We start from the raw sequence: 21275 nt of genomic DNA on the forward strand, positions 1-21275 counted from the left end.
CCATGGCCGCCACGCTCACCACCTGGATCGAGATCGCACTGATCGCCGTCGGCGCGTTCTTCCTGACCGTCGGGACCATCGGACTCCTGCGGTTCCCGAACGTATACAACCGGATGCACGCGACGAGCAAGCCGACGACGCTCGGGACCGCCACCATCTTCCTCGCCGGGTTCGTCCACTTCGGCCCCGGCACCGGCCTGCCCGCGCTGGTCGGCATCGCCTTCCTGTTCCTGACGGTCCCGACCGGCGCGCACATGATCGCCCGCTCGGCCAAGCGGATGGGCATCCCCTTCGAGTCCAACGTCACCTGGCCCGAACTGCCGGGGACGCCGGAGGACGACGAGGAGTGACAAGGCCCCGAACGGATTCGGCACAAGAGCCGTGGGTGGCACGGTCGAACGTCCACCCGTCGGCCCGCGGCCGGCGAGCGGTGACCTGCGTTCCGGTCTGCCTTCCTTTTTCCACTTCTGGAACGTGTGCCACTTCCGTTATCCTTATCCCCCGAGGCGAGCAATCGCCGGGTATGGCAGAGACAGCGCGGGGCGTCGGGTACGCCGAGCTTGCGACGCTGAAACTGCTCGCGGTCGAGGGGGCCCTCGACCGCGAGCGCAAGGTCTCCTGTGCCGACCTGGCCGACAGCCTCGATGCCTCGAACCAGACCGCCTCCAGGCGCCTCCAGCGCCTGGAGGAGGCCGGACTGGTCGAGCGCGACATCGTGAGCGACGGCCAGCTGGTGTCGATCACCGGGACGGGCGAGCAGCGACTCCAGCGCGAGTACGCCGACTACCGGCGGATCTTCGAGGGGGCGTCCGGCGTCGACCTGACTGGCGTGGTCACCTCGGGCATGGGCGAGGGACGGCACTACATCACCCTCCCGGGATACATGGAGCAGTTCATCGACAAGCTCGGCTACGAGCCCTTCGCCGGGACGCTGAACGTCGACCTCGTCGGCGAGAGCGTCCGCAGGCGGGCGCGGCTGGGCGCCGTCGAGCCGGTCACCATCGAGGGGTGGGAGGACGACGAGCGCACCTACGGGCCGGCCTACTGCTACCCCGCCTCCGTCGTCGCGGGCGACGGCGAGTACGAGCCCGCTCACGTCGTCGCGCCCGAGCGGACCCACCACGGCGAGGACCAGCTGGAGATCATCGCGCCGGAGAAGCTCCGCGAAGTGCTCGGGCTGGCCGACGGCGACGAGGTGACCATCCATGTCGAGGAGTAGCGACCGCGCCGCCGGCGCCGTCGAGGACGCCGTCGCCGCGTTCGGCCGGGGGCGACCGGTGCTGGTCCACGACGCCGCCGACCGCGAGGGCGAGACGGACCTGATCTACCCCGCCGACGCCGTCGAACCGGCGGACGTCGCGCGCATGCGCAACGACGCCGGCGGCCTGGTCTGCGTTGCACTCCCCGACGAGGTGGCCGCGACCTACGACCTCCCGTTCGTCCGCGGGGAACTCGACCACCCCGCCGCCGACGGGCACGACGTCGACTACGACGAGCGCTCGTCCTTTTCGATCACGGTCAACCACCGCGACACCTTCACCGGCATCACCGACGAGGACCGCTCGCAGACCATCACGGCGCTGGCGGACGCCGCCGCGGACGGCCGGGACGCCGCGGGCGACGAGGGGCCCGGCGCAGACGACTTCGCGGCGTCGTTCCGCTCGCCCGGCCACGTCCACCTCCTCCGGGCCGCGCCCGGCGGACTCGCCGACCGCCGCGGCCACACGGAGCTCGGTCTCGCCCTGGCGGACGCGGCGGACCGCCCGCCCGCGGTCGTCGTCTGCGAGATGCTCGACGACGAGTCCGGCGAGGCGCTCTCGCCCGGCGCTGCGAAGGCCTACGCCGACCGCGAGGGCCTGGCCTACGTCGAGGGCGCGGCGCTGGTCGAGCGGTTCGAGTAGCGGCCGGTCGCCTCCCCCGACGCCAGACGCCACTCGACCAGCCGCGACCACGTCGTAACGATAACGTTACGCGTGACGATTATGGAAACCGTTTTGTACGGCCTGTCCCTCCCTCCGATAGATGAACGCAGGCGCCAGCGAGACGGCTGCGAGGCCGAGCGAGGCGAGGCCTCGGGCAGGGCGAGCGGGAGCGACCTCGGAAACGCGAGCGGTGAAACCGCAAGCGGCGCGGCCCGCGCGACGGTCGACGGCGGGCCCGCCCCGGACGGGAGGTGAGTCGTCCCGATGATCCAGGCGACGCTGTTCCAGCTCGACAACTACGGTCCCTGGACGACGACGCCGGCCCCGCGGCGCGAGATGGACCTCCAGACGCTCCAGTCGCGCCTCTACGCCGACGTCGCGTCCGCCGTCGGCCGGCACGACGGCTACGCCTTCTACACGCGGGGCGACAACATCGTCGCCTTCACCGGCGGGATGGACCGCGAGGACCACCGCGCCCTCCAGCGCACAGTTCGAAACCGCTATCCCGTCACGCTCAGCGCCGGTATCGGGGGCAGCGAGACACCCCAGGCGGCCGTCGCCGACGCGACCGAGCGCCTCCAGGCCGCCGGCAGCGCCCAGGACGCCGACCGGACCGAAGTGCTCCGCGGCGACCCGGTCGACGCCGGCGGCGAGTTCCACGTCGCCCACTACGACGTCGTCGACGCGACGGGCCGGTACACCGACAGCCGGGACGCTTTCGGCACCTACCTGACCGTCTCGCGGGTCTACGCCGCCGTCGCCGAGAAGCTCTACCGCGAGGACGACGCGCTGGCCTTCTTCGTCGGGGGCGACAACGTGATCGCCGTCTGCCCGGCGCTCTCGCGGTCGACCTACCGGGACCACGTCGACGCCGTCGCGGAGGAGACGGGCGTCGAGCTACGCGTCGGCGTCGGCGCCGGCACCCGCGCCGTCGAGGCCGGATCGACCGCGAAGGAGGCGCTCGAACTGGCCCGCGAGGACGATGTGAGCGTCGTCTCTGGCACCGACGAGGCCGTCGAGGCGCGGACGTGAACCGGTAGAATCGAAACCGTGAGGTGGCCGCCGTCGATAGGGTCGGCGATGTGAGCCACGCGAGCGAGGCGTCGACGGCCGATCGCTCTCCCGCGCCGGCAGGGAGGGGACCGGCGTGGTAGCGGGACGGCTCGGTCGGCTGGCGCGGTTCGACGCGCTCGCCGCCGTCGCGGTGCTGTGGTTCCTCGGGAAGTTCGTCCGCTACGCCCTCCCGCCGCTGTTCGGCACCATCGGCGACACCTACGGCGTCTCGCGGGCGGCGCTGGGCGGCGTGTTCACCGCGTTCATGCTCGTCTACGCGCTCATGCAGTTCCCGTCCGGGCTGCTGGCCGACCGGTTCGGGTCGGTCCGCGTGCTCGCCGCCGGTGGAGTGGTAGCGGCCGCGGGCGCGCTGGTGCTCGTCGTCGACTCCCCCTTCCCTGTGCTCGTCGGTGCCGTCGCGCTCATGGGGCTGGGGACGGGCACGTACAAGACCGTCGCCGTCGAACTGCTCTCCCGCGCGTATCCGGCGCGCCGCGGGCGGACGCTGGGGATCTTCGACACCTTCGGTACCTTCGGCGGCGTCGCCGCGCCGGCCGCGGTGGTGGCCGTCACCGCGCTGCCGCCCGTCCTGGGAGCGCCCTGGCGGACGCTGTTCCTGCTGGCCGGCGTCGCGACGGTCGGACTGGCCGCGGCGGTCGTCGCGCGTGTACCACGGCGGCTGCCCGAACCGGACTCGGCGCCCGGGGCACCGGACCGCGACGGCGCTGACGCTCCGAACCCGGGTGCGGACGGCGACGCCGCCCCCGGCTCCGCGGGCGCTTCGCTTCGGACCTACCTCGACCTCTTTCGCGACGTCCGCTTCTCGGCGTTCGTCGCCGTGACCGTCTGCTTCGGGTTCGCCTACAACGGCGCCGTCGCCTTCCTGCCGCTGTACCTCACCGGCGAGACGGCCGTCTCCGAGGCGACTGCGAACCTCCTCTTCTCCGTGCTCTTCCTCGTGACCTTCGTCCAGTTGGTGACCGGCGAGGCCAGCGACCGGGTCGGCCCGCTGCCGGTGCTGGCCGCCGCGCTCGCGCTCGCGACGGCCGGCCTCGTCGCGGTGCTGGCCCTCTCGTCGACGGGCGGGCCGCTCGCGCTGGGGGCCGCCGTCGTCGCGCTCGGCCTCGGCTCCCACGGGTTCCGCCCGGTCCGCGGCGCCTACCTGATGGCCGTCCTCCCCGACGACGTCGCCGGCGGCGGGCTGGGCGCGGTTCGGACGCTGCTGATGGGCGCCGGCGCCGTCGGGCCGAGCGTCGTCGGCTACGTCTCCGAGGCCGTCGGCTTCCGTGCCGCCTTCGGCCTGCTGGCCGCGGCGCTGGTCGCCGCGCTCGCGCTGACGGTGCTGCTGTGGGCGCTGGAGCGGTGACGCGGCGCGGGCGGTATCGCTGACGCCGCCGCGGACGCGGCTCAGTGCAGGTACGGGTCGGCCGGCAGCACGCCGTCCTCGAAGGTCATCGGCCGCAGCTCCCCGACCGTGACGTCGTCCCGGTCGGCCAGTTCCCGCGCGACGGGCTCGGAGACGACCAGCTCCCCGGGCTCCATCGTGTTCGGGACGCGGGCGATCCGTAGCTCGCCGGGGTCGGGCGTCCCCGTCGTCGATGGCGCCAGCAGGACGGCCGTCTCGTCGTCCGGCGCGACGAGGGGGAGCTTCGCCCGCCGCAGTTCCCCGCTGGTGGCGATGTTGAGGTACGTGTCCGCCAGGTCGACCTCGGCAGCTAGGTCGCGGTGGACCATATCGGCCAGTCCCACCCCCAACGCGTTGCCGTGCGAGGGCGGCGTCAGCGAGCGCACGTAGATGCGCGTGTAGTCGGGTGACTCGGGCTCGTCCTCGCCGCGGAAGTACGTGCGCCCGATGACGTTGGTGTCGAGGCCGGTGCCGCTGACCTCCTTGCCCATCTCGTCGACGATCAGCAGGTCCAGGTCGTCGACGGGCAGCGTCGGCAGCTCCTCGTAGGCCCGGTCGCGCAGTTCGGGCTCGCGGTCGAGAATCGCCCCGGTCGGCACGCCCTCGACGTGGGTCGCCCGGTCCGCGGCGTTCTCGATCAGCGCGAGGCCGCCGAGAATCGGTAGCTCCTCGAAGAGGATCGCCGCCCGCTCGCGGATCTCCTCGCCCATGTCCCCCGCCAGCGCCGCGTTGTGCATCGTCTCCGCCCCCTCCTGTTTCCCCATCCCGATCACGGCCATCTTGCAGAGGCCGGACTCCACCTCGTCGGAGAAGTCGGTGTGGGGCTTGACCCGGTTTGCCAGCAGTACGCCGTCGGCCTCGCTGGCGATCCGGTCGGCGTAGATCGGACGCCCCTCGCGCTCGCCCACTTCGACGACGTCCATGCTCGCCCGGATCGGACAGCCGATCGACGCCTCGGTGACCCCCAGGTCTGCCAGCACCTCGCGTTGGCCCTCGGCGGTCGCCCCGCCGTGGCTCCCCATCGACGGGAAGACGAACGGCTCGTACCCCCGCTCCTGCAGTTCGGCGACGGCGCCCGCGAGCATCTCGGGGACGTCGCGGATGCCTCGGCTCCCGGCCGTGACGGCGACGCTGGCTCCCACCGGGAGCGACTCCAGCGCCGGCAGGCCGGCCACCGCCTCGCGGCCCGCGGCACGGACGTCCGCGATGGAATCTGCGTCCCACTCGACCCTGGCCGGAGCTACCCGCGGGAGGTCCGCCGCCGTGGCGTCGTTGGCCTGCGCCAGGTGCTCCGGGTCGGGCACGTCGAGCGAAATCTCGGTCATAGCCGGTCTAGCGCGCGATAGAATATGAAGGTCCGCGTCGGCCCCGGGGCTCCGCCGCGGCCGCGATCGGGTCACCCGCCATCGAGCAGGTCCAGCGCGTCGACGAGCGTCGATTCGCTCCCGAACCCGCCGGCCTTGGTGACCAGCGGCGTCCCGGCGGCGGGGCCGTCGAGCAGGCGGCCGACGGGGACGCCGTCCTCGACGGCCCGGCCGGTCAGTCGGACGCCGGTCGCGCCGAGTTCCCGGAGGACGTCGACGGCCACGTCGCCGCCCGTCGCCAGGAGCCCCGAAGGCGATCCCTCGTCGACGGCGACGCCAGCCGCCGCCGCGAGCGTGCCTGCGATCCGTTCGCGGACGGCGTCGTCTCCCAGTCCGCGCTCGGCGCCGGCCGAGAGGGCGCGCTCGACGGCGTCGCGGTCGGTCGCCGCCGTCAGAACGGCCGCCTCGCCGCGGCGGAGGCGGTCGGCGGCCGCGCTCCCGGCGCGAGTCGCCTCGTCCCCGCCCGCGAGGGCGGCGGCCCCGTCGAGTTCGATCACGGTGTCGCCGGGGACCCGCGCCAGCTGGGCCAGCGTCGTCTCGTTGACGCTGCCGACGACGCCCAGCGGCGCGCCCGGACCGATGGATCGCTCGTCGCGGTCGTCCGCGCTGCTCGCGTGTCGGTCACTTCGCTCACTCCCGCTCGCCCTGTTCGCGGACTCCCTGCGGTCGTCCGCGCTGCTCGCGACCTCGCTGCTCGCACCCGGGACGCGGACGCGCTCGGCGAGACCGCCGCTGCCGACGTACAGCGCGTCGAACTCGCTCCCGGCGGCCGCGATGGCTTCCAGGTGGTCCGCCGTCGTCGCGTCGCAGACCAGGATCGGCGGGCGGTCGGTCGCGGCGACGGCCTCGCCGACAACCGCGGCGACCCGGTCGCTGCCCGCCGCGACGGCGTCCAGCGGGACGGCCTCGACGGGGTGGGCGGCGTCGGCGAACAGGTCGGCGAGCGACGAACTCGTCGGTCCCGTCGGGTCGTCGGCGTGCTCCGTCTCTGCGACGGGGGTCCCGCGGACGCGGTGGACGCCGCCCTCGGTCGTCCTACCGGTGGCGGGGAAGGCCGGGGCGACCAGGGCGACGGCGGCGCCGGAGGCGGACAGCGCCGCCTCGACTTCTGGGACGAGGTTGCCCCGGAGCGTCGAGTCGACCTTCTTGTAGACGACGCGCGCGGGCGCGGCCGTCACCGCGTTCGCGACGGCGTCGCGGGCCGCCGACGGGTCGGCGTACCGGCTGTCCGCGTTGATGGCGACGACGGGTTCGTCGAGGGCGCCGGCGCTCCCCGCGGCCGACGGGTCGACGACAACGGCCGTACCGTAGCCCCGGGCGGCGAAGCCCTGGGCCGTGTCCATCGCCCCCGTCAGGTCGTCGGCGACGACGGCCACCGAGTGCATACACGCTCATCAGCGGCCGGGGACAAAACTGCGGCGGCGACCGGGGACTACAAGGCACCGACGGGCCAAGCGGGGTCCATGAGCGAGACCCGGTGCTGGCTCGTCGAGCGCGACTACTGGGACAAGAACCTCGTGACGCTCGTGTACGCGACCCCGGACGGGGAGTACCAGCACACCCAGCAGCGGTCGACCCAGATGCTGCGCCAGAAGCCGACGACCGCCGCCGTCGACGTGGCCGAGGACGACCTCGAACCCGTCCCCGAGGAGGATCGGGAGCGCTACGCCGCGGAGGCCGCGCGCATCGCCGAGCGGCACGACCCCGACGAGGAGGTGTAAGCGACTGCCGCGACGAGGGGGGCGACGGTGGCGAGAGCCGCCAGAGAGTCCGAGCAGCGGGCGTCTCGGCCCGGTTCGTTCCAGTCCAAGAAGGATTATACGTCGGGACGGTAAAGACCTCGCCAATGAGTGCAATCGAACTCGACGGGGTGACGAAGCGGTACGGGGACGTCACCGCCCTCGAGGACGTCGACCTCACGGTCGAAGACGGCGAGATCTTCGGCTTCCTGGGTCCCAATGGGGCGGGCAAGTCGACGACGATCAACGTGCTGCTCGACTTCGTGCGCCCGACTTCGGGGACCGCTCGGGTGCTGGGATACGACGTCCGCGAGGGGTCCCAGCGGATCCGCGACCGGACGGGCTTCCTCCCCGAGGGGTACGACGTCTACGATCGGCTGAGCGGCCGCAAGCACGTCGAGTTCGTGATCGACTCCAAGGACGCCGACGACGACCCGATGGTCCTGCTGGACCGGGTCGGACTGGACGCCGAGGACGCCCGCCGGAAGGCCGGCGACTACTCGAAGGGGATGGCCCAGCGCCTCGTGCTCGCGATGGCGCTGGTCGACCAGCCGGACCTGCTGATCCTCGACGAGCCCTCCACCGGACTGGACCCCAACGGGGCCCGCCGGATGCGCGAGATCATCCGCGAGGAGGCCGAGCGCGGCGCGACGGTCTTCTTCTCCTCGCACATCCTCGGCCAGGTCGAGGCCGTCTGCGACACCGTGGGCATCCTCCAGGACGGGCAGGTCATCGCCAAGGACAGCGTCGAGGGACTGCGCGACGCCGCCGACACCGGCACGACGCTCGTCGTGACCGTCGCGGGGCCGCTCGACGCCGCCGTCGACGCGGTCGAACCCCTCGGACCGGTCTCGGCCGTGGCGACGGCGGGCGAGGACCGCCTCCGGGTCACCTGCGACGGCGACGCGAAGATGACCGTCCTGAGCGCCCTGGAAGAGGCCGGGGTCGAGGTGTCCGACTTCGAGACGGAGGAGGCCTCGCTGGACGACGTCTTCGCCGCCTACGTCGACCGCACTGAGGTGGAAGCATGAGCGCCGACGACGCGACTGCGAGCCTCCGCCAGGCAGTCGCGCCCATCGACGAGCGCCTCCAGGGGTTCGACTGGTACCCCATCGCGAAGAAGGAGTTCGCAGACACGATCCGCTCCCGGGCGCTGGTGATCCTGGCGGTCGTCTTCGCCGTCCTGTTCGTCGTCCCGCCGATCATCGCGCTGTACACCGACTTCGGGAGCGCACAGAGCATCTCCGCCGTGCTGATCGCCGGCCGCCTGCGCATCATGTCCGTCGTCGTCCCCATCGCCGCCATCGCGCTGGGGTACGCGGCCATCTCCGGTGAGCGGGAGTCGGGCTCGATGAAGCTACTGCTATCCCTGCCCTACGACCGGCTCGACGTCGTGATCGGGAAGTTCGTCGGCCGGTCGGCAGTGTTGCTCGTCCCCCTGCTCGGGGCGCTCGTCCTCCAGTACGCCGTCGTCATTCCGGAACTCGCCGGGGCCGATGCGAACGTCCAGGCGGAGTCGCTGCTGGCGTTCTTCGCGCTGACGATGCTGCTCGGCGTCGTCTTCGTCGGTGCCGCCGTCGGCATCTCCGCGGGCACCTCGACGACGCGGCGCTCGCTGGCCGTGGTCGGCGGGCTGTGGATCTACTTCTTCGCCCTCTGGAACAGCGCCGCCCGCGGGACGGGCTCGCTGCTCCGGGAGTACACCGACGTCGAGTCGCTGACGACGATCAAGGCCGAGCTGGCGGTGAAGCTGCTCAACCCCACGCAGGCCTACCAGACGCTGGTCCAGTCCCTGTCCGGGAACGCCGAGCACGCCGCGCGCGCGCAGATGTTCGGCGGACTGCGCAGCCAGGTCGTCGCCCAGGAGCTTCAGGGATCGGTCCCGTTCTACCTCTCCGACGGCGCGGCCGTCGCCGTGCTCCTGTTCTGGATGCTCGTGCCGCTGTACCTGGGATACCAGGTGTTCGAGCGGTCGGACATGTAGCTACCACTCGGCGACGCTGCCGTCCTCGTGGCGCCAGACGGGGTTGTGCCAGTCGACGGTCTTCTCGGCCTGCTCGCGGACGTGGTCCTCGTCGATCTCGATGCCCAGGCCCGGATCGCTTGGAATCCCGACGTAGCCGTCGCGGTACTCGAAGACGGAGGGGTCGGCGAGGTAATCCAGGACGTCCGTCGTCTCGTTGTAGTGGATGTTGAGGCTCTGCTCCTGGACGAGCGCGTTGGGCGAGCAGGCGTCGACCTGCACGCAGGCGGCCAGCGCGATGGGTCCGAGCGGGCAGTGGGGCGCCAGCGCCACGTCGTAGGCCTCGGCCATGGACGCGATCTTGTTGACCTCGGTGATGCCGCCGGCGTGGGAGAGGTCGGGCTGGATCACGTCCACCGCGCCGTCCTCGAGGACGTCCCGGAAGTCCCACCGCGAGTACATGCGCTCGCCCGTCGCGATGGGGATCGTGGTGTGCGCGGCGATCTCCGGCAGGGCGTCGTTGTGCTCGGGGAGGACGGGCTCCTCAACGAACATCGGCTCGTGGGGTTCCAGCGCGGCGGCGAGGCGCTTGGCCATGGGTTTCGTCGCGCGGCCGTGGAAGTCGACGCCGACGTCGACCTCGTCGCCCACCGCCTCGCGGACCTCGCACAGTCGGTCGACCGCCGCCTGCACGCTGGCGGGGTCGTCGATCCGTTCGAGTTCGGAGACGGCGTTCATCTTGAGGGCGGTGAAGCCCGCATCGACCTTCTGGCGGGCCTCGTCGGCGACCTCGCTGGGGCGGTCGCCGCCGATCCACTGGTAGACGCGGACGCGGTTCCGCGCGTTGCCGCCCAGTAGCTCGTGGACGGGCGCGCCCAGCTGCTTGCCCTTGATGTCCCACAGCGCCTGGTCGACGCCCGCGATAGCGCTCATCAGGACGGGACCGCCGCGGTAGAACCCGCCGCGGTACATCGTCTGCCAGTGGTCCTCGATGTCCGTCGGGTCCTCGCCCAGCAGGTAGTTGTCCATCAGCTCCTCGACGGCGGCCCGGACGGTCTTCGCGCGGCCCTCCACGACGGGCTCGCCCCAGCCGACGGTGCCGTCGGCCGTCTCCACCCGGAGGAACAGCCACCGCGGCGGGACCTCGAACAGTTCGTAATCGGCGATGCGAGTCATTATCACGTCACAAATGCGCGAGCGCGGATAGGCCTTCCTGAAGGTCCAGAGGCCCCCGCGGGCCCCGGAGTGGCGGCCCCGCACTGGTCGGACGCGGCCGTCGGGCCCGCTCTCTTACCCGTGGCGTGGGTCCCGGAGCGCTTTGACGGCGGTAGGCCGCCGTCGGCTGCGGTCGCACCGCCTCGTGCGGGATCGTTTGCCGCCGATTATTCCGGCACGACTGGATTAATATACATGTTAGCATTTAGTAAATATATGGAAAACAGACGACGGGTACCTGGTAGCGGGTCGGAGAGGGACGGCTGTGGGCGTCGCACGTTCCTCCGGACGGTCGGCGGCCTCGGTGCCGTCGGCGGGGCAGTGGCCGGCGGGGCGTCGACCGGGGCCGCGCATCACGTCGAAGACATCGACCTGGAACCCGAGGGGGCCACGCTGATTCCCGGCGAGACGACCGAGTTCACCGTCCACTGGGTGTCGGGCCACGGGTCGCAGGCGTACTTCGTGTTCGCCATTCAGATCGACGGCGAGTGGCGCGAGATCGACAGGGCCGAACAGAGCGCGCTCAGCACCGGGGAACACGTCCACCCCCAGAAGGAACTGACCGTCCCCGGAGACGTGCCAGAGGGCGAGTACACGCTGCGCGTGAGCGCGTCCGAGGCCTACCACCGCTCTCCCTATCCGGGCGAAAAGAGCTACCCCATCCTCGCCGCCGACGCCGGCGTCACCGTCGCTGACGCGGTCTCCGTCGAGCGCAAGCGCGGGCTGATCGACACGATCCGAGCAAACGCCGGCGGGATTCTCACGCAGGATGTCGCAAACCCGCTGGACGCACGGGCGGACGATCTGCTAGACGACGTCGAGGTGGCGCTCTCTGGCGGGCCGACGGCCCCGCAGTACGAGGAAGCGCTCAGCCGGATGATCAACGCCGAGCTAGCGGCGGAGTCCGCCGTGTCGATCGCTCGAGACCCAGCGAGGAAGTTGAGCGAGTCGATCACCGAACTCGTAACGCTGCTCGCCTTCGCCAAGCTAGCGAAGGGACTGGTACGAGTGGGGGGACGCGCCGGAGCAGTGGTGGCCAGCAAGTTCGACGACGTAATAGCCTACGTGAGCCGTGGAATCAGTCGGTTGTCCGGAAAGCCGATCCTTCCCGTCAACGCTCGACGACGGTTCGACGAGATCGTCACCAATGCGAGCCGGCGGGTCGGGAACTTACTGGACGAGCATCAGAACGGATTCACCGACGCCGGGAAGAAGATCGTCTCGGGGTCAGCCAAAATCAACGAGGCGCTGGACATCCTCACCGGACCGATTGTCGACGCTCTCTCGACGATCAAGGAATCCACGGAAGTGGCACTTACCGTGTTGTATTACAAACAGTATCTCACGCAGTCACGGCAGACGAACGAGGACGGAGAAGTGACCCGGCCACGCGGAGTAGACGAGAGCATCAACCAGCGGACGGACGAACTCTCACAGGCCATCGCGTCGAACGATCTCGGAGAGGAGGGAGGATCCGACAGAGAGCGGGCACGTCGGAAGCGGGTTTCGGCATTCGAGGACAGACGGGACGCGTTCATGTCGAAGATGAGTATAGTCGACGAGATACAGGACACCGGATCTCTCGCGGTCATTGCCGCTGCCGGCTTCTCGATCATGCTGTACATGGTGTCAGTCGTCGTCTCCGCGACCGGTATCGGCATCATCGGCGCGGCGACACTCGCGGGTATCGCGTCGAAGCTCTCGACCGTCGCATCGCTCATCTCCTTCTTTATAATCACAGTCACTGGGTTCGCGATAGCGGTCGGCTACGACTTCCTTCAGGAGAGGATGCGGGACTACGAGGAGACGGTGAACTACATCGTCAACTACGAGCGCGTCGGGAGTGACCTGCCGTGAGCGTGAGCGCGTTACAGGAACTGAAAGAACAGATCACTGCCGGTCAGCGGGCGGCAGCGCTGGCTGCGGTCGACGACTTGCTGGCATCGTTCGACTCAGATCGCCGAACCGCGGCCAGAGACGACGCCCTCGCAACAGTCGTCAGATACAACGCCGCGCCCGAATCCGAACCGGCAGCGGTAGCGGACAGGTACACGGAAACGGCCACCGAACTCGAACAGACGCGCATCGAATTGCACGAGGCGTTGCTCGGATATCTCGGCGAAGAAACGACTGCGAGTACCGTCGTCGACAAGATCGAGGAGACTATATCGTCCTACGAGACGTTACAGACCGAACGCGAGGCGCTGACGGAACACGCGGACTCGGTCTCACTCGGCCCAGTGCTTCACATGTACGGAGTCGAAGACGCGCGCGTCCCGTACGGAGGTTCGACCGGCGTCGGAACGGAACTGGAGAACGTCGGCGACTCCAGCGTGACAGACGTCGATCTGCAGACGAGCGGCGACCAGATCGTTACCACATCGGTTTCGCCGGACACCGTCGAAACGGTCGCTCCCGAGTCGAAGGAAGCGATCGGGCTCTCGCTGACCGGTGCAGCGACCGGTCAGGGGCGGTTACGACTGTCCGCCGACGGGGCGGAGGCGCGAGAATCGACTGAGATCGGCGTCGAGGTCCTCGACAAGATCGACTACCTCAGGCGGGTAGATTCGATCGCGAACCGAGTCCTCACCGACGCCGAGAAACGGATCGAAGAGCGCTCGCCCGATCGGGCCGACGAGTTCAAGAACCGCATCGAGACCGCTCGAACGTGGCTCGACCGAACGATAGAACGGGCAGAGAACGGCGAAATAGGCGAGGCACAGGTGGACAACCGGATCGAAACTGCCACCTACTGGCTCGTCGCCCTCCTCAAGGTCGCGTCGGATCGAGAGATGGACGCGATCAGCGACGCAGCCCTCGCCGAGTACACCGCGCTCATCAAAGAGGCACTAGATCTATTGGAAGAGAGCAAGGAAGCGAAGATGTAGTCATGCCGGCCCACCCGCCCGAAGTGGACGTACCCGACGATGTCTTCTTCTGGCGGTTCAAGAACCAGACGCGTCTGGGCCACGCGCTGGTCGCGCTCGGCGGCGTCGCCGTCTGGATCGCCGTGTACACGTACTGGTTAGATGCCACCTGGGGAACCCCCCAGTTGATGATCGTCGAGACGGGCGAAGCGGCCGCTGCACGACGTGACGCGATGCGGATGGCGACCACGGCCTGCATGGCCTGGTTCAGTCTGACGTTCATGGTCGGCAAGGGCGGACCGTTCCTCAACACAGTGACCTATCCGATCGTCCTGATCGTCACTGGTCCCTGGGCGGCCGCTCTGGTCGTTTACGGAACGACGCCCGGGAGCATCTCCGGCGGGTCGCCGATATCCGCGAGATTCGTGGTAGACGGGTTCGCGATGTTCCTTCCAGGTGCTCTGCTGACGATAGCCCTCGTGGGCGGGTTCCTGCTCGTCATCTATTTCGTGACGGGGACAGGTCCGGCGTGGGAGGAGAAACACATGCCCGACGCCTGGCACGATCTCGAACTCGAAAATCCCGAGAAGTGGGAGTAGCGAGGGCCGTCGATCCGAGCGCACGGCGACCGCTCGGCCGGGCCGAAAGCATAACCGCGCGAGCGCCGTATCGCCCGGACGACCGTGATGGTGTTCACCCACGTGCTGGTCGGCCTGCTGGTCGCGGTCCTGGCAGCAGGCGGTGCGCCGAGCGGGCCCTTGCTGCTGGCCGGCGCGGTCGGCGGCCTCCTGCCCGACCTCGACATGGTGGCGGCCCACCGGCGGACGCTGCACTTCCCGGTGGGCTACCCGGTCGCTGCGGCCCTCGCCGGCATCGCGTGGGCGGCGACCGGAACGCCAGCCGTCCTGCTCGCCGCCGTCCTCCTCGCGGCGGCGGCCGTCCACAGCCTGATGGACCCCTTCGGTGCGGGACTGGAACTGCGGCCCTGGAACCGGGACAGCCAACGGGCCGTGTACAACCACGCCCTCGGGCGGTGGCACCGACCGCGGCGGGTCGTCTACGACGGATCGCCCGGCGACGCGGCGCTGTGCGTGGGACTGGCGGCCGCCGCCGCGGCGGTGGGCGGGCCGACCGTCCGTCCCGCCGCCGTCGCGCTGGCCGGCCTGGGCGTCGGCTACGCGCTGGTGCGCCGCCGACTCGCCGACGTCATTCCCGAGGAGTTCCAGTCGCTGTCGCCCTATCTGAAGCACCTGCTGGCCCGGGGCTGGCGGGCGATCCGGGGGCGGACGGGAAAGCACGAACTTTAACCCCGTGCGCGGCCGGGGGTGAACCATGACCGACGCGGACGGGGCGAACGTCCTCTTCGTCGTGCTGGACACGGTCAGGAAGGACCACCTGTCCGTCTACGGCTACGACGAGCCGACCACGCCCCACCTCGCCGAGTTCGCCGAGGAGGCCGCCGTCTACGACCAGGCCGTCGCGCCGGCCCCGTGGACGCTGCCCGTCCACGCCTCCCTGTTCACCGGGCTGTACCCCTCCGAGCACGGGGCCACGCAGGAGAACCCCTACCTGGAGGGGGCGACGACGCTGGCCGAGTCGCTGTCGGCGGCGGGCTACGACACCGCCTGCTACTCCTCGAACGCCTGGATCACGCCCTACACGAACCTCACCGCCGGGTTCGACGACCAGGACAACTTCTTCCAGGTCATGCCCGGGGACTTGCTCTCGGGGCCGCTGGCCCGCGCCTGGAAGGCGATGAACGACAGCGACGCCCTCCGGGGGATCGCCGACCGTCTCGTCCAGCTGGGTAACAAGGTCCACGAGCACCTCGCCGAGGAGGGCGGCGGCGACACCAAGACGCCGCAGGTGATCGACCGGACGATGGACTTCGTCGACGACTCCGACCAGTTCTTCGCGTTCGTGAACCTGATGGACGCCCACCTCCCCTACCACCCGCCGGAGGAGTACGCCGAGGAGTTCGCTCCGGGCGTCGACTCCACGGAGGTGTGCCAGAACTCCAAGGAGTACAACTGCGGCGCTCGCGACATCGACGACGAGGAGTGGGAGGACATCGTCGGCCTCTACGACGCCGAGATCCGGCACATCGACGATCAACTGGACCGCCTGTTCTCGCATCTCAAGGAGACCGGACAGTGGGAGGACACCATGGTCGTGGTCTGCGCCGACCACGGCGAGCTCCACGGCGAGCACGACCTCTACGGCCACGAGTTCTGCATCTACGACCCGCTCGTCAACGTCCCGCTGATGGTCAAACACCCCGAGATGGACGAGGGCCGGGACGACGAGACCACCGTCGAGCTCGTGGACCTCTACCACACCGTGCTGGACGCGACGGGCGCGACCGGGCGGGGCCGCGCGCTCGACGAGCGCCGGTCGCTGCTCTCCGCGGACTACCGCGACTTCGCCGAGCCCGCCGCCGAGGGAGCCGACGTCGGCCGCGGCGAGGTGGGCTTCGTCGAGTACCACCAGCCCGTCGTCGAACTGCGCCAGCTGGAGGGCAAGGCCAGCGCGGCCGGCATCGACCTCGACACCGACTCCCGGTTCTACTCCCGGATGGGCGCCGCGCGCACCCCCGAGGGGAAGTACATACACAACACGCGCATCCCCGACGAGGCCTACCGGGTCGACGAGGACCCCGACGAGCGCGATGACCTCGCGGGCTCGGACGACCCGCTGCTGGCCGACCTCCGGGACGCTCTCTTCGCCTTCGTCGACGAGGTCGACGCCGACTGGCCGGACGAGGCCGACGGCGCCGACGGCGAGGTGCTCGACGAGATGGACGAGACGGCCAAGGACCGCCTGCAGGACCTGGGCTACATCGACTGAAGCCGTGACCGAGGAGCCGTCCGGGCTGCTGGCGCTGCTCGATCGCAAGACCGTCGCCCAGATCGCCCTGGGCTTTCTGGTCGCCGTCGTCGTCCTCGGGCTGTTCGCCGTCGGGATCGGCGTCGACGAGATCCGAGCGGCGCTGTCCGGCGCACAGCTGGAGTGGCTGGTGCTGGGCTGTCTCTCGACGCTGCTGTGTCTCACCGCGTGGGGGAAGGCCTGGCAGATCGTCCTCCGCGTCGCGGGCGTCGAGGAGTCCTTTCGCCGGCTGGCGGTCACCTACTACGCGGCGACGTTCGCCAACTACGTGACGCCGCTGGGCCAGGCCGGCGGCGAGCCCTTCATCGCCTACGTCCTCTCGCGGGACACCGACGCCAGCTACGAGGGCGCGCTCGCGTCGGTCGTCACGGCGGACCTGCTGAACATGCTGCCGTTCGTGACCTTCTCCGGCGTGGGCTTCGCCGCGCTGGTCTACCAGTCGTCGCTGCCGGCGGCGTTAGAGCCGCTGGCGGCCGGTCTGATGGGGCTCGCGGTCGGCGTCCCCGCCCTGGCCGCGGTCGGGTGGCGCTACCGGTTCTCGCTGGGCCGGCTCGCGCTCCGGCTGGCCGCGCCCGTCGCGCGCCGGACGAAGCGGCTGGGCCTCGAGGGCCTGCGCGAGCGCCTGCGGGAGCTGAACGACGCCTTCCAGCGCATCGCGCAGGACCGCCGGGCGCTGGTCTCGGTGCTGGCCTTCGCCTACCTCGGGTGGCTCTTCTTCGCCCTCCCGCTGTACTTCGCGGGCCTGACGATCGGTCGGGACCTCGACCTGCTGCTGGTGCTGTTCATCGTCCCCGCGAGCACGCTCGCCGGCCTGGTCCCCTCGCCGGGCGGCCTCGGCGGCGTCGAGGCGGCCATGATCGCCCTGCTGGTGGGTCTGCTCGGCGTGACCACCGCCACCGGTTACGCCGTCGCGCTGATCTACCGGCTGGCCAGCTACTGGTTCGCGCTGGGGCTGGGCGGAGTCGCCGCGCTGTACGTCATCGCGCGGAACTGACCGGCGTGGCGGCCGTCGGCCACCGAGGTCCGGCCGGGACGTACCAGCGGCCGCCGGCAGTCGTGACGTCTCAGACCCGGAACCTATTGGCCTCGCGGCCGGACGCTGTGATATGGTACAACTCGACAACGTCGACCGGGGGATCCTCCACGAGCTTCAGGTCGACGCACGCAACCGGACGGCCCAGGAGATCGCCGACAAAGTCGACGTCTCCGCGAGCACGGTCCGCAACCGGATCAAGGAGCTAGAGGACGGCGGCGTCATCGAGGGGTATCACCCGAAGATCGACTACGAGGCCGCCGATCTCCCGCTCCAGATCATGTTCGTCTGCTCGGCCCCGCCGAACGAGCGATCCGAGATGGTCGAGCAGATCCTCGACGTCCGCGGGATCGTCGACGTCCGGGAGACGCTAACCGGCAGCCGGAACCTCTACGTCGAGGCCGTCGGGACCGGGACGAGAGACACCGTCCGCATCACCGACGCGCTCCACGAGACCGGCCTCTCCATCGAGAGCTCCGAGATCATCCGCCAGCGCCGGGTCCAGCCGTTCAACCACTTCTTCTTCACCGACCCCTACGCCAGCGGAGAGAGCGAGGACGGGACGGAGGACGAGTGAGCGATCGGTCGCCCAGCGACGCCGGTTGCGGAAAGCGAAGTTTCGCGCCGTCAGATGCGGCTTCTCACATCGACCGCTGTGGGATCCATGATCAGACTGTCGTCAACTGTCACATCTCGAAGCCGTGATATATTTTACAAATAACACTTATCCGCACAAGCGCCCACCGTTCTGATATGGCAAACAGGGACTCTGAGGCGGACGCACCGGAGATAGACGTCGGTGGTGACCGACAGGACGGTCTCTTCGACGTCCTGTCCGACCCCCAGCGTCGCTTCGCGCTCCAGTACCTCCGGGGCGCGAGCGGGTCCGTCACGGTGGGCGAGCTGGTGACCGAGCTCGTCGCGTGGGAGGTCGGGCGGCCGGTGAGCGAGCGGACGAGCGTCGACAGGAGCGCGGTCGAGATCGCGCTGGTACACACGCACCTCCCGAAGCTGGCAGAGGCGGGGCTCGTCTCGTACGACGCCGCCGAGGGATCGGTGGCTCTCGCGGACCGCACCGACGAGGTCCGTGCGCAGCTCGAAGTGATGGCGACGGATTGACGCTTCGCGACGCGTGTGACCGCCGCTCGGTCGCGGACGGCGTCCCGGCCGCGCACGGCGGCGGGACTGGCGAGTCGCTTATCTGGCCCCACGCCGAACGCCGCCGCGTGACGATGAGCGTCATCGGCGAGTTCGCGGTGCCCGCCAGCGCGGTCGCGATGCACCGGACGCTGGCGGCCGCACCGGAGATGACTGTCGAGATCGAGCGCGTCGTGGCCCACGAGGGCGGGACGCTCACGCCGTACTTCTGGATCCGCGGCGGCGACGCCGACGCGTTCGAGGCGGCCATCCGCGAGGATCCGTCCGTCTCGGACGCGACGAGACTCGACGTCCACGAGGGCGGGACGCTCTATCGGGCGAAGTGGCCGCCCGACGTCGAGTCCGTCGGCCACGCCTACCTCCAGACCGGCGCGACCATCCTCGAGGCGACCGGCCGCGACGACGAGTGGGAACTGCGCCTGCGATTCGACACCCACCGGGACGTCGCGGAGTTCCGCGAGTACTGCGCGGACCACGGCGTCGCCTTCGACGTCGAGCGCGTCTACAACCCCTCTGCGCCGAAGGCGGGCGGCCAGTTCGGGCTCACGCCCAAGCAGCGCGAGGCGCTGGTCACCGCGCTGGAGAACGGCTTCTACGAGGTGCCCCAGAATGCGACGATGGACGACGTGGCGGACGCCATCGGCGTCAGCCAGCAGGCCGTCTCGAAGCGCCTCCGGCGGGCCCACGGCAACCTCGTCGGCAACGTCCTCACCGTCGAGGAGATCGCGTCCGGCGACTGACTGCGACGCGGTACTTAAATTGGTTGTATATATCACCCGTCCTCTCATCGGGGTGGCGCTACTCGGTGGCACCAGAGATGGGGACGGCGAACCGACGGTGCCACCGGACGGAACAGACGGCGACGACCGACGGGGGAGATGACCCGACAAGCGCGGCCGACGCACGGCCAGTTCGGTCCAGCCGACCATGACGCGCGACTTCCGCGACTGGCTCTCGTGCCCGGAGTGCGGCGAGGACGGGGACGTCTCCGCACTCGCGTACAAGACGGACCTCGTGCTCGAGTGCCGCAACTGCGAGTGCACCTCGGAGTTCGTCATCGGTGAGGACGCCCCGCTGCGTGACGTGGAAGTCGAGGAAGCAGACGGAATCGATTGCGACTGAACGCCGGCGAAGCGACCGCTCGCGAGTGACCGGGGTCCGACCTCGGCGCCGGGAATCCGCAAAGTACGTGTCCTGGTCTCGTCAACGCGGTCGCATGCGCATTCCCCGCAGACGAGCGGTCGCCCTCCTCGCCGGCGCTGCCCTCCCCGCGATCGCCGGATGTACGGAGGACGGCGCGGCCACGGACGAGGTGATGACGACCGACGCCGCGACCGACGACGCGACCGAACGGACGAGCGACTCGGCCCTGCGAGTCACCGTCTCGGGCCCCGACGGCGAGCGGACCTTCTTCGACGGGACGGACGTAGCCGACGTCGGCGAGGCGGAACGCGCCCGGAGCGGCGGCTACCGGCTTCTGGTCGAACTGGACGACGAGGGCACGGCGAACGCCAGTGCGGCGTTCCGCGCGGTCGGCGGCGACGACGCGCCCGACGAGACGACGGTCGTCGTCGCGTTCGAGGGCGAAGAGAAGGGGTCGTTCGGCGTCCGCGAGGACCTCGCCCGGGAGATCGCGTCGGGCGAGTGGAACGGGGAGTTCGTCCTGACGTTCGCGAACGAGTCCGAGGCCGAGGCCGCCCGGGAGACGCTCGTCGAGGACTGAACCGCCTGCCGCTACGGCTCCTACCGCAACCCCCGCTCGCGCTCCCACGCCCGCACCAGCCGCGTCAGCGTCTCGTTGACCGGCACCGGCTCGTCGGCCCGCTCGACGACCGCGCCGTTGATCGCGTCTATCTCCGTCCGACGGCCCCGTTGCAGGTCCTGTCGCATCGAGGAGACGTTGTCGGCGGTGTCGGTGGCGACGCGCTCGACGGCCGCGACGGCCTCGTCGTCGGAGAGGTCGATCCCGTGGGCGCGGGCGACCCGGGCCGCCTCCCGCGCGGCAGCGCGGGCGAGGTCGTTCGCGGGCCCGTCGAGCAGCGCGCCGTTGGGCAGGTCAGCGAGCGCCGTCGCCACGTTGATCCCGGCGTTGACCGCCAGCTTCGCCCACAGTCGGCGGGGCACGTCGTCGGCGACGGTCGTCTCGATACCCGCGTCGTCGAACGCCGCGCCGACGCGCTCGGCCGCCGCGCTCTCGCCGCCCTCGTGCGGGCCCAGCGTCACCTCGCCGACGCCGGTGCACTCGACGCGACCGGGGTCCGCCAGGCGGGCGCCGTAGGTGCAGGTGCCCCCCAGCACGGGGCAGTCGAGTGCGGCCGCCAGGCGCTCCTCGTTGCCGAGCCCGTTCTGGACGGAGAGGCAGGCGTCGAGGTCGCAGTCGGCCAGCGCGGCGGCGGCCGCGTCGGTGTCGGAGGCCTTGACCGCGACGACGGCGAGGTCCCAGTCGGTCGTGCCGCCGTCGCCGTCCGCGACGGCGGTGACGGCCTCGGGCCGGACGCGGGCCTCGACCGCCCCCGTGATCCGGAGCCCGTCCTCGCGGACTCGGGCGACGTGGGGGTCCCGGCCGACCAGCGTCACGTCGCGGTCGCGGGCGAGCAGGCCGCCCAGCAGGCTGCCGAGGCTGCCGGCGCCGAAGACGAGGACGTCCATGGCCGAGCGTGGTCAGCGCGG

At 70.4% G+C, this 21275-nt stretch carries 24 protein-coding genes; 20 read left to right on the forward strand and 4 right to left on the reverse strand.

What is annotated here, in order from left to right:
- The first annotated feature begins 2 nt into the window (after positions 1 to 2).
- The 6 genes from mnhG to LCY71_RS06465 all read left to right on the forward strand — a co-directional run bounded on the left by mnhG (position 3) and on the right by LCY71_RS06465 (position 4341).
- Positions 3 to 350, forward strand: a complete 348-nt coding sequence (mnhG, locus tag LCY71_RS06440; RefSeq protein WP_225335538.1) for a monovalent cation/H(+) antiporter subunit G — start codon at positions 3 to 5, stop codon at positions 348 to 350.
- 173 nt (positions 351 to 523) lie between these two features.
- Positions 524 to 1219, forward strand: a complete 696-nt coding sequence (locus tag LCY71_RS06445; RefSeq protein WP_225335539.1) for a DUF120 domain-containing protein — start codon at positions 524 to 526, stop codon at positions 1217 to 1219.
- Positions 1206 to 1901 carry a 3,4-dihydroxy-2-butanone-4-phosphate synthase gene (gene ribB / locus LCY71_RS06450; protein WP_225335540.1) on the forward strand — a complete coding sequence of 232 codons (696 nt, stop codon included), beginning with the start codon at positions 1206 to 1208 and terminating at the stop codon, positions 1899 to 1901. The genes LCY71_RS06445 and ribB overlap by 14 nt, the downstream gene beginning before the upstream one ends.
- A gap of 81 nt (positions 1902 to 1982) precedes the next feature.
- Positions 1983 to 2177: a hypothetical protein gene (locus tag LCY71_RS06455; RefSeq protein ID WP_225335541.1), complete on the forward strand. Its 195-nt coding sequence runs from the start codon at positions 1983 to 1985 to the stop codon at positions 2175 to 2177.
- 9 nt (positions 2178 to 2186) lie between these two features.
- A complete protein-coding gene (locus LCY71_RS06460) occupies positions 2187 to 2954 on the forward strand; it encodes a GTP cyclohydrolase IIa (RefSeq protein ID WP_225335542.1) in 768 nt (255 codons plus the stop codon).
- 115 nt (positions 2955 to 3069) lie between these two features.
- Positions 3070 to 4341, forward strand: coding sequence for an MFS transporter (locus LCY71_RS06465; protein ID WP_225335543.1), 1272 nt, complete (start codon positions 3070 to 3072; stop codon positions 4339 to 4341).
- Between the two features lie 41 nt (positions 4342 to 4382).
- On the opposite strand, the gene LCY71_RS06470 is transcribed toward LCY71_RS06465, so the two are convergent.
- Together LCY71_RS06470 and LCY71_RS06475 are read right to left on the reverse strand one after the other, a co-directional pair.
- Positions 4383 to 5696 carry a nickel pincer cofactor-dependent isomerase, group 22 gene (locus LCY71_RS06470; protein WP_373325157.1) on the reverse strand — a complete coding sequence of 438 codons (1314 nt, stop codon included), beginning with the start codon at positions 5694 to 5696 and terminating at the stop codon, positions 4383 to 4385.
- A gap of 80 nt (positions 5697 to 5776) precedes the next feature.
- Positions 5777 to 7129: a four-carbon acid sugar kinase family protein gene (locus LCY71_RS06475; protein ID WP_225335545.1), complete on the reverse strand. Its 1353-nt coding sequence runs from the start codon at positions 7127 to 7129 to the stop codon at positions 5777 to 5779.
- A gap of 78 nt (positions 7130 to 7207) precedes the next feature.
- Here LCY71_RS06475 and LCY71_RS06480 point away from each other — a divergent pair, with 78 nt between their 5' ends.
- The 3 genes from LCY71_RS06480 to LCY71_RS06490 all read left to right on the forward strand — a co-directional run bounded on the left by LCY71_RS06480 (position 7208) and on the right by LCY71_RS06490 (position 9467).
- The gene (locus LCY71_RS06480) at positions 7208 to 7465 is read left to right on the forward strand and encodes a DUF7967 family protein (protein ID WP_225335546.1); all 258 of its coding nucleotides are present in this window, start codon (positions 7208 to 7210) and stop codon (positions 7463 to 7465) included.
- Between the two features lie 125 nt (positions 7466 to 7590).
- The gene (locus LCY71_RS06485; RefSeq protein WP_225335547.1) at positions 7591 to 8514 is read left to right on the forward strand and encodes an ABC transporter ATP-binding protein; all 924 of its coding nucleotides are present in this window, start codon (positions 7591 to 7593) and stop codon (positions 8512 to 8514) included.
- Positions 8511 to 9467: an ABC transporter permease gene (locus LCY71_RS06490; protein ID WP_225335548.1), complete on the forward strand. Its 957-nt coding sequence runs from the start codon at positions 8511 to 8513 to the stop codon at positions 9465 to 9467. The genes LCY71_RS06485 and LCY71_RS06490 overlap by 4 nt, the downstream gene beginning before the upstream one ends.
- Here LCY71_RS06490 and dgoD read toward each other — a convergent pair whose 3' ends face one another.
- Positions 9468 to 10622 (reverse strand): galactonate dehydratase, encoded by a 1155-nt coding sequence (gene dgoD, locus LCY71_RS06495; protein WP_225335549.1) that lies wholly within the window; start codon positions 10620 to 10622, stop codon positions 9468 to 9470.
- A 255-nt stretch (positions 10623 to 10877) separates the two neighbouring features.
- Here dgoD and LCY71_RS06500 point away from each other — a divergent pair, with 255 nt between their 5' ends.
- The 11 genes from LCY71_RS06500 (at position 10878) to LCY71_RS06550 (ending at position 20328) form a co-directional block, all read left to right on the forward strand.
- A complete protein-coding gene (locus tag LCY71_RS06500; protein WP_225335550.1) occupies positions 10878 to 12518 on the forward strand; it encodes a hypothetical protein in 1641 nt (546 codons plus the stop codon).
- Positions 12519 to 12520: 2 nt separating this feature from the next.
- Positions 12521 to 13549 (forward strand): hypothetical protein, encoded by a 1029-nt coding sequence (locus tag LCY71_RS06505; RefSeq protein ID WP_225335551.1) that lies wholly within the window; start codon positions 12521 to 12523, stop codon positions 13547 to 13549.
- Between the two features lie 2 nt (positions 13550 to 13551).
- Complete coding sequence (locus LCY71_RS06510; RefSeq protein WP_225335552.1) at positions 13552 to 14127, forward strand: hypothetical protein; 576 nt, start codon at positions 13552 to 13554, stop codon at positions 14125 to 14127.
- 87 nt (positions 14128 to 14214) lie between these two features.
- Positions 14215 to 14835: a metal-dependent hydrolase gene (locus LCY71_RS06515; protein ID WP_225335553.1), complete on the forward strand. Its 621-nt coding sequence runs from the start codon at positions 14215 to 14217 to the stop codon at positions 14833 to 14835.
- A gap of 25 nt (positions 14836 to 14860) precedes the next feature.
- Positions 14861 to 16375: a sulfatase gene (locus LCY71_RS06520; protein ID WP_225335554.1), complete on the forward strand. Its 1515-nt coding sequence runs from the start codon at positions 14861 to 14863 to the stop codon at positions 16373 to 16375.
- Positions 16376 to 16379: 4 nt separating this feature from the next.
- Positions 16380 to 17408: a lysylphosphatidylglycerol synthase transmembrane domain-containing protein gene (locus LCY71_RS06525; RefSeq protein ID WP_225335555.1), complete on the forward strand. Its 1029-nt coding sequence runs from the start codon at positions 16380 to 16382 to the stop codon at positions 17406 to 17408.
- Positions 17409 to 17520: 112 nt separating this feature from the next.
- A complete protein-coding gene (locus LCY71_RS06530; protein ID WP_225335556.1) occupies positions 17521 to 18024 on the forward strand; it encodes an Lrp/AsnC family transcriptional regulator in 504 nt (167 codons plus the stop codon).
- Between the two features lie 176 nt (positions 18025 to 18200).
- Positions 18201 to 18566 (forward strand): DUF7344 domain-containing protein, encoded by a 366-nt coding sequence (locus tag LCY71_RS06535; protein ID WP_225335557.1) that lies wholly within the window; start codon positions 18201 to 18203, stop codon positions 18564 to 18566.
- The gene (locus LCY71_RS06540) at positions 18563 to 19345 is read left to right on the forward strand and encodes a helix-turn-helix domain-containing protein (protein ID WP_225335558.1); all 783 of its coding nucleotides are present in this window, start codon (positions 18563 to 18565) and stop codon (positions 19343 to 19345) included. The genes LCY71_RS06535 and LCY71_RS06540 overlap by 4 nt, the downstream gene beginning before the upstream one ends.
- A gap of 187 nt (positions 19346 to 19532) precedes the next feature.
- Complete coding sequence (locus LCY71_RS06545) at positions 19533 to 19727, forward strand: hypothetical protein (protein WP_225335559.1); 195 nt, start codon at positions 19533 to 19535, stop codon at positions 19725 to 19727.
- Between the two features lie 94 nt (positions 19728 to 19821).
- Positions 19822 to 20328 (forward strand): preprotein translocase subunit SecD family protein, encoded by a 507-nt coding sequence (locus tag LCY71_RS06550; protein ID WP_225335560.1) that lies wholly within the window; start codon positions 19822 to 19824, stop codon positions 20326 to 20328.
- A 20-nt stretch (positions 20329 to 20348) separates the two neighbouring features.
- Here the strand turns inward: LCY71_RS06550 and LCY71_RS06555 are convergent, their stop codons facing one another.
- Entirely contained in the window at positions 20349 to 21254 is a 906-nt protein-coding gene (locus LCY71_RS06555) for a ketopantoate reductase family protein (protein ID WP_225335561.1), read from the reverse strand.
- Positions 21255 to 21275 lie beyond the last annotated feature (21 nt).

The sequence above is a fragment of the Halomicrobium urmianum genome (assembly GCF_020217425.1).
Lineage (GTDB): Archaea > Halobacteriota > Halobacteria > Halobacteriales > Haloarculaceae > Halomicrobium > Halomicrobium urmianum.